The organism is Pseudomonas edaphica (genome assembly GCF_005863185.1).
Lineage (GTDB): Bacteria > Pseudomonadota > Gammaproteobacteria > Pseudomonadales > Pseudomonadaceae > Aquipseudomonas > Aquipseudomonas edaphica.
The window spans coordinates 1-2494 of the sequence record NZ_VBVZ01000781.1 but is presented as its reverse complement, the minus strand read 5'-3'; the positions used below and the strand labels follow the sequence as shown (position 1 = coordinate 2494).

The window sequence follows — 2494 nt, the reverse complement described above, 5'->3', positions numbered from 1 at the left end:
CCGGGTGCCCATGCCACCATCCACCCCGAACTTGTTATGCCAGTACTCGTAACCCACCCCCAGGTACAGGTTCGGCTTCACGCTTTTACCTGGCCGCACCGCCACCATCAGCGCGGTGCGCATCAGGGTTTCCGGCGCGGTGTCGCGGCCGTGGTAGTCCTCGCCCTTTTCCCCGACGTAATTGATAAACCCCTGGAACTTCGCCGCGTGGTTGGCGATGTCGAACGGGCGCATCCAGGTCAGGTTGAGCATGTAGGTGTCGTCGAAGGTGTGGTTCGACTCTTTCGCACCGGGGATGCCGGTGTGGTTCTTTTCCTTGTAGTACATCAGGCTCAAATCCAGCACGCCGACGGTGTTGAACTTCAACGTCGGGCCGATCACCAGCGCGCGTTTTTTAGCTGAGGCGAAGTTGTTGTTGCGGTTGGCGTCGAAGCCCAGGGTCAGGGCGTAATCCTTGACCAGGCCGGTGCCCAGCGGCACATCGAATACCCGTGAGGCGTACAGCTGGTGTCGGTACACGGCGTAGACCTCACTGCCACCGTGGTTGGTGCCCTTGCGTGGGTCGCTGCTGTCGGACAGAAACACATCGAGGTTCAGGTAGTTGCTGCCGTACTGGTAGCCGCTGGCGTGGGTAAAGCTGTAGATGCGCTTGCTGAAGTCGTCGGGGTTGTTGGGGTTGGTGAAGTGCTGGCCGTAGCGAAACCCTACGCTGTTGTTCATCCATTCCAGCGCGACGGCCTCCCCACCGCCGAGAAGGGTCAATGCAACGGTAGCGCCCTGTAATGCCTTTTTCATTGTTCTAGGTCCTTTGGCGTTCTGGCTCATGACGGCCGGATTGTTTTTGTAACGCCGATGGAGGGTATCTTGTTCGATTGATTGTATACAACTCTATGGACATCCAGTCCAAACATTGCATACAGTGTTCGCACAACAAAAACAGAGAACCCCTCACCATGACTATCCCGAAGGCGTCACCGCAGCGGCCAGAAGACGAGAATCTCGGCGTCGCGGCCAACATGGCTTACGGCCTGCAGCATGTGCTCACCATGTATGGCGGCATCGTTGCCGTACCGTTGATCGTCGGCCAGGCGGCCGGGTTGTCGCCGGCGGATATCGGCCTGCTGATTGCTGCCTCGCTGTTTGCCGGTGGCCTGGCCACGTTGCTGCAAACCCTCGGCCTGCCGTTTTTTGGCTGCCAGTTGCCGCTGGTGCAGGGCGTGTCGTTTGCCGGTGTAGCAACCATGGTGGCCATCGTAGGCAGTGATGGCGCGGGCGGGGTGCCGGCGATTCTCGGGGCGGTGATGGCCGCGTCGTTTATCGGCTTATTGATCACGCCGGTATTCTCACGGATCACCAAGTTCTTCCCGCCGCTGGTCACCGGCATTGTGATCACCACCATCGGCCTGACGCTGATGCCGGTGGCAGCGCGCTGGGCCATGGGCGGCAATAGCCGCGCAGCGGACTTTGGCAGCATGGCCAACATCGGCCTGGCGGCACTGACCCTGGTGCTGGTGTTGCTGCTGAGCAAGATCGGCAGCGCGACCATCTCGCGCCTGTCGATTCTGTTGGCCATGGTGATCGGCACCGTGATCGCGGTATTCCTCGGCATGGCGGACTTCTCCAGCGTCGCCCAAGGGCCGATGTTCGGCTTCCCGACACCTTTCCATTTCGGCATGCCGACCTTCCATGTGGCGGCGATCATTTCCATGTGCATCGTGGTGATGGTGACGTTGGTGGAAACCTCGGCGGACATCCTCGCGGTCGGCGAGATCATCGACACCAAAGTCGACTCCAAGCGCCTGGGTAATGGCCTGCGTGCCGATATGCTGTCGAGCATGTTTGCGCCGATCTTCGGTTCATTCACCCAAAGCGCCTTCGCCCAGAACGTCGGCCTGGTGGCGGTTACGGGGGTGAAAAGCCGCTTTGTAGTGGCCACTGGCGGTGTATTTCTGGTGGTGTTGGGCCTGCTGCCCTTTATGGGGCGGGTGATTGCGGCTGTGCCGACTTCGGTGCTTGGCGGCGCCGGTATTGTGTTGTTCGGCACTGTGGCGGCCAGCGGGATTCGCACGCTGTCCAAGGTGGATTACCGCAACAACATGAACCTGATCATCGTGGCAACGAGCATCGGTTTCGGCATGATCCCGATTGCAGCGCCGAACTTTTATGATCACTTCCCCACCTGGTTCGCGACCATTTTCCATTCGGGCATCAGTTCGTCGGCGATCATGGCGATTCTGCTGAACCTGGCGTTCAACCACTTCACCGCCGGTAACTCGGACCAGCAGTCGGTGTTTGTGGCCGGGACTGAGCGCAGTTTGTGCTTCCACGACGTGGCGGCGTTGCGCGATGGCGATTACTTCAGTGGCGGTAAATTGTTTGATGCTGAAGGGAAGGAGATTCCAGTGGTGGCTGAGGTGCCAAGGAAGGCCGCAAAGCCTGAGACCACCGAGGTCTAAAACTGTGGGAGCTGGCTTGCCTGCGATAGCGGTACATC

General features: G+C 59.7%; 2 protein-coding genes. One reads left to right on the top strand and one right to left on the bottom strand.

Translation table 11 applies throughout. The annotated features are described in order from the left end of the window. A partial coding sequence (locus tag FEM54_RS30410) for a nucleoside-binding protein (protein WP_138454050.1) occupies positions 1–795 on the bottom strand: 795 nt, incomplete at its 3' end. 158 nt (positions 796–953) lie between these two features. Between FEM54_RS30410 and FEM54_RS30405 the strand changes: the two genes are divergently transcribed. Beyond that, positions 954–2456 (top strand): nucleobase:cation symporter-2 family protein, encoded by a 1503-nt coding sequence (locus tag FEM54_RS30405; RefSeq protein ID WP_138454049.1) that lies wholly within the window; start codon positions 954–956, stop codon positions 2454–2456. Positions 2457–2494: the final 38 nt, after the last annotated feature.

Coding starts and splice junctions, on each gene's coding strand:
- FEM54_RS30405 (WP_138454049.1), top strand. CDS start 954: ATGACTATCCCGAAGGCGTCACCGCAGCGGCCAGAAGACGAGAATCTC.